Source organism: Actinomadura sp. HBU206391, assembly GCF_014323665.1.
In the GTDB taxonomy this organism is placed as follows: domain Bacteria; phylum Actinomycetota; class Actinomycetes; order Streptosporangiales; family Streptosporangiaceae; genus Actinomadura_C.
Genome location: NZ_JABVEB010000339.1, coordinates 1 through 5,046 on the forward strand (window position 1 = coordinate 1; position 5,046 = coordinate 5,046).

The 5,046-nt window shown below is 71.0% G+C and carries 5 protein-coding genes and 1 pseudogene; 3 read left to right on the top strand and 3 right to left on the bottom strand.

Features of this window, described 5'->3' with window-relative positions:
• From HKK72_RS42565 to HKK72_RS35805, 3 genes and pseudogenes are all read right to left on the bottom strand, one after another.
• Positions 1 to 327: pseudogene (locus HKK72_RS42565) on the bottom strand (hypothetical protein); the annotation flags it as partial.
• Positions 324 to 1,826 (bottom strand): xylulokinase, encoded by a 1,503-nt coding sequence (xylB, locus tag HKK72_RS35800; protein WP_187238836.1) that lies wholly within the window; start codon positions 1,824 to 1,826, stop codon positions 324 to 326. The gene xylB and the pseudogene HKK72_RS42565, both read right to left, overlap by 4 nt.
• A 114-nt stretch (positions 1,827 to 1,940) precedes the next feature.
• Positions 1,941 to 2,519 carry a glucose-6-phosphate isomerase family protein gene (locus HKK72_RS35805; RefSeq protein ID WP_187238837.1) on the bottom strand — a complete coding sequence of 193 codons (579 nt, stop codon included), beginning with the start codon at positions 2,517 to 2,519 and terminating at the stop codon, positions 1,941 to 1,943.
• A gap of 176 nt (positions 2,520 to 2,695) precedes the next feature.
• Between HKK72_RS35805 and HKK72_RS35810 the strand changes: the two genes are divergently transcribed.
• From HKK72_RS35810 to HKK72_RS35820, 3 genes are all read left to right on the top strand, one after another.
• A complete protein-coding gene (locus HKK72_RS35810) occupies positions 2,696 to 3,151 on the top strand; it encodes a tellurite resistance TerB family protein (protein WP_187238838.1) in 456 nt (151 codons plus the stop codon).
• Positions 3,152 to 3,357: 206 nt separating this feature from the next.
• Positions 3,358 to 4,383: an NAD(P)-dependent alcohol dehydrogenase gene (locus tag HKK72_RS35815; protein WP_187238839.1), complete on the top strand. Its 1,026-nt coding sequence runs from the start codon at positions 3,358 to 3,360 to the stop codon at positions 4,381 to 4,383.
• A gap of 377 nt (positions 4,384 to 4,760) precedes the next feature.
• Positions 4,761 to 5,027: a DUF6458 family protein gene (locus HKK72_RS35820; protein WP_187238840.1), complete on the top strand. Its 267-nt coding sequence runs from the start codon at positions 4,761 to 4,763 to the stop codon at positions 5,025 to 5,027.
• The last annotated feature ends 19 nt before the right edge of the window (positions 5,028 to 5,046 follow it).

Consider the following 5,046-nt stretch of genomic DNA (forward strand, 5'->3'; position numbering starts at 1 on the left):
CCGGCGGCGCGCCGCCGCGGCCAGGTCGACGGCGTCCACGCCGACGCCGTACCTGGCCAGTACGCGCAGTCGCGGCGCCCGTTCCAGGTGCGCCTCGGTGACCGGTCCGGTGCCGGCGATCCAGGCCACCGCGGTGGCGAGCGACTCCGACAGCGCCGTGACGTCGTGCGTCGCGGGCCCGCGGACCACGTCCAGGCCGCCAGCGGCCAGTTCGGCGACCAGGTCGCGCGAGCCGGAGGAGAACGAGCGCGAGGTCACCAGCACGGTGTCCCGCGCCGGCGTGGCGGCGACGTCGGGGGTGCTCGTGGCGGTCGGCGTGGAGTTCACCCGCGCTCCTGCGCGAGGTCGAACCACGGTTCCAGCCTCTGGTAGGCGTCAAGGAAGATCTCGTGCTGCCGCCGGTAGGCCTCATGGCGGGCCGGATCGGGCGCGAACTCGCCGGTGACCCGCGAGAGGGTCGGCGCGACGTCGAAACCGTCGAGGACTCCGGTGCCCACGCCCGCGGTCACGGCGGCCCCCAGGCTGTTGGCCTCCTCGACGATGCTGCGCCGCCGGACGGTGGCGCCCCACACGTCGGCGAGGATCTGCAGCCATGCGTCGCTCGCGGCCCCGCCGCCGATGGCGTCCACCCGGTCGACGGTGGCGCCGGACTCGCGGAAGGCGCCGACGCAGGTGCCGAGGTTGAACGCCACGCCCTCGAGCACCGCCCGGGTCAGGTGCGCGGGGCCGTGGTGGCGCGACAGCCCGACGAAGGCGCCCTTCGCGGCCGGATTCCAGTACGGGGAGCGCTCACCGAGCAGATGCGGCAGGAAGTAGAGGCCTTCGGCGGAGGCGTCCGCCGTCTCGGCGTCGGCCACCAGCCGGTCGAACCGATCGGCGTCGTCGCCTGGAGCGAGCAGATCGGTGACCCAGTGCAGAGCCCCGCCGCCGGCCTGCATGGTGGCGGTCGGGACGTACCGGCCGGGCACGACATGATCGAACGTCATGGTCCGCATCGCGGGGTCGTGCAACGGCGCGTCCGCCGCGATCGAGACCCAGGACGACGAGCCGAGGTAGGCATAGGCACCGGCCTCGGGGCTCACCACGCCCGCTCCGACCGCCGCCAGCGGACCGTCACCGCCGCCGATCACCACCGGCGTCCCGGCGAGCAGGCCGGTCAGCTCGGCCGCCGCCTCGCTCACCCCGCCCACCACGGTGGTCGACGGCACGATCTCGGGGAAGAGCGCGGGGTCGAGACCGGCGACGCCGAGGAGCTCCTGCGACCACGTGCCGTGGCGCTGGTCATAGGCGTTGGTCGACGAGGCGTCCGACGGGTCGGTGACCAGCACTCCGGTGAGCCGCTGGACGACGAAGTCCTTCGCCAGGCAGACGTGCGCCACGCGGGCGAACGTCTCGGGCTCGTTGTCGCGGACCCACATCACCTTGCTCAGCGAGTAAGTGGGGTTCAGCCGGTGGCCTGTGACGCGGTAGGCGGTGTCCATGCCGAACCCGTCGGCGAGCACCTGGCACTGGCCGGTGCTGCGGTGGTCGGCCCAGATGATCGCCGGCCGGACCGGCTCGTAGGCGGCGTCGAGGAGCACCGCGCCCATCATCTGGCCGGAGAAGCCGACCCCCCGAACCTCGCCGGGCGCGGTGCCGGAATCGGCGAGCAGCCGCCGGGTGGCCGTGCACACGGCCCGCCACCACGGCTCCGGATCCTGCTCGGCCACCCCGCCGTGCCCGAACCGGGTCGGATAGGGCACCGTTACCGACGTGACGAGCCGTCCGGCGTCATCGTGCAGCGAGGCCTTGTCACCGGTCGTGCCCAGGTCGTGTGCCACCAGCATGGTCGTTCCTCACGCTTGTCTTCTGCGGTGCGCGGGCGGTGCGTCGTGCCGTGTCGGAGTGCGTCCGGCGATGGGTGTGCGTCCCGGCCGGCCGGGACATCGGGCAGGCCGCGATCAGGCGGACGTGTACGGGGCCAGTTCGTAGCCGCTCGGCGTCCGCATCGCGCGCGCCCCCATCCCATGGTCGAGGACCCATTGGTAGTCGTGGCCCGCGCAACCGGGGTAGACGGCGAGAAAGCGGTACGGCTCGTCGCCCACGTTGACGCTGCGGTGCGCCCAGTGCGGCGGGATGTAGCCGATGACGCCGGGTTCCATGTCGATCCACTCAGACCGTTCCCCGTCGAACAGCAGCAGACCGCCGACGCCGGTCAGGCCGATGTAGATCTCGCCCTGCGGGTCGGGGTGCTGATGGCCCTTGGTCATGTGGAACTCGCCACCGCAGTCCCCGGGCAGGATCGTGGTGATCGACTGGGGGAGTTCCCTGTCGGCCTCCGGCACCGGAGACGAGGTAACGGTGTAGACGACCGGGTCGTCGCCCGCGGCGGCCCGCCGCCACTCCGTTTGATCGGCGAACAGCCCCTCCAGGTCGGACATGCGCCGGGTGAGGACGGGCCCCGCCGGCTCGACCGCCGCCGTGGCGGGGTCGAACGAGATCCGCAGCGGACTGATCGGTGGGGTCGCGAACGCGGTCACAGGTGGGCCTCCAGGGCGCGGACAGTAAGCACCTAAACTGTAGTCCTGTCCGTACAGGATGGCAAGAAGCTGCAACCGCATCCCGATCAAGCGAATGAGATGCGAGATCACCTATTACAGTCCGTAGTGGAAGCGGCTGCAGTTCCGTCACGACGTTCAGCGATGAGGAGACGTACATGGCCATCTGGAACCGGCTGCGCGAGTCCGCCCAGACGATGCAGACGCAACTGGAGGCGAAGAAGAACGACCTCAAGAGCGGCTCGTTCCGCGACGCGAGCATGGCGATGTGCGCGCTCGTGGCGGCGGCGGACGGCTCGATCGATCCGGCCGAGCGGCAGCGGGTGGCCTCGCTGATCGCGACCAACGAGGTGCTGCAGAACTTCCCCGCCGACGACCTGCAGCGGCGGTTCAACGACTACGTGGCCAAGCTCACCGCCGACTTCGCCTTCGGCAAGGTGAGCGTCCTGCAGGTGATCGGCAAGGTCGAGAAGAAGCCGATCGAGGCGCGCGCCGTCATCCAGATCGGCATCGTCATCGGCGGCGCCGACGGTGACTTCGACCCGAACGAGAAGGCGATCGTCCGTGAGGCCTGCCTCACGGTCGACATCCCACCCTCCGACTTCGATCTCTGACCGGCGCCGGCAGAACGCGCGGGCGCGCGGCCGAGGGGCGGCCCGAACACGAGCCGGCCCCGGCCGCCGCGCCCCCGCGGTTCGCCTGAGCCCTCCGGGGCAGTATGGAAGTCGATGCCGGGTTCGGCGGTATCCGCCCTGCCCGGTGCCCGCAGCTCGGAGGGCCGGCTCCCGTAGGGCCGTCGGCCGGGAAGGACAGTGTCCCGATGAAGGCGGTCCAGCTAGCCCGGTATGGCCGGATCCCGGAGCTCGTCGAGGTACCGGAACCGGAGGTGACCGACCCATTCGATGTGATCGTGCGGATCGGTGGCGCCGGTGTCTGCCGCACCGACCTGCACATCATCGAAGGGCAGTGGCAGGAGAAGTCCGGCGTCACCCTCCCGTACACGCTCGGGCACGAGAACGCGGGCTGGGTGCACGAGGTCGGCGGCGCCGTGCGCAACGTGGCGGTCGGCGACAAGGTGATCCTGCACCCACTCGCCACGTGCGGGTTCTGCCGTGCCTGCCGGGACGGCGACGACGTGCACTGTGCCGACTCGGCGTTCCCCGGCATCGACGGCGACGGCGGCTATGCCGAGCTGCTCAAGACCAACGCGCGAGCGGCCGTACGGCTGGACGACTCCCGCGAACCGGCCGACGTGGCCGCACTCGCCGACGCCGGGCTGACCGCCTACCACGCCGTGCGGAAGGCGGCGCGGACGCTCCGGCCCGGGGCGCGGGCCGTCGTGATCGGCGCGGGCGGCCTGGGGCACATCGGAGTCCAGGTGCTGCGCGCACTCACCGCGGCCGAGATCATCGTGGTGGACACCTCGGCCGACGCCCTCGCGCTCTCGGAGCGGCTCGGCGCCGACCACGTCGTGCGCGCCGACGGCTCGCAGATCGACGCGGTGCTCGAACTCACCGATGGCGGCGGGGCCGAGGCGGTCATCGACTTCGTCGGGGAGGGCGGCGCGATCGAGGCCGGTGTGGCCATGTTGCGCAGGGCGGGCGACTACTACGTCGTGGGGTACGGAGGAGTCCTGCAGATCCCCACCATCGATGTCATCTCCACTGAGATCAACTTCATCGGCAATCTCGTGGGGTCCTACAACGACCTCGCCGAACTCATGGTGCTGGCCGCCAGGGACCGGGTCCGGCTGCACACGACGACCTACCCGCTCGGCGAGTTCGCGCGTGCCCTGGAGGACCTCGACCGCGGACGGGTCCAGGGCCGCGCCATCCTCGTCCCCTGACCGGGCCGACACCGGCGCGTACGACCGGATGACGAGAGGTTGAGGGCATCCGGTGGGGGCGCTTGTCAGAACCGGAGTGCGATGCGGCACCGTGACGGCGCTCAGAGCCCGGCGACACCGGCGGGCCGTTCTTCTCCGGCGGCACCGCGCTCGGACTCACCGTCGGCGGCAGCGGCAACTGCACCAGCGGAGGGGTCACGTACTTCCAGCCGATCGTCGTGACGCTCAACGCCTTCGGCGTCAGTGTCCACTGAGCGGCGCTCCTCTCGACCGTGAGGCATTTGCCCGCTTCGTGTTTGACCTCCGCTGCTGGGGAATGGAGTTCCGAGCAGTCGTCAGCGACGGAGAGCCGTCAGCGACGGAGAGAGGAGAGCGCCGTGACCATCGGTGTCAGCATCGCCCTCATCATCATCGGCGCCATCTTGGCGTACGCGGTGAACTTCAGCATCAGTGGCCTGGACCTGGATGTCGTGGGCTTCATCCTGATGGCCGGCGGTATCGTCGGCCTCATCATCGGCCTGGTCTGGATGGCCTCCGCACGTCGTCGTGCGGTGCCGCCCGCGGTGGGCCCGGCCCCTCACGAGGGCTACTACGACGAGGCCCCGCCCGCCTACGGCGACCCGCCCCGGCGACGCACGTACTGACCCTTCCGGTCGCGCCGAT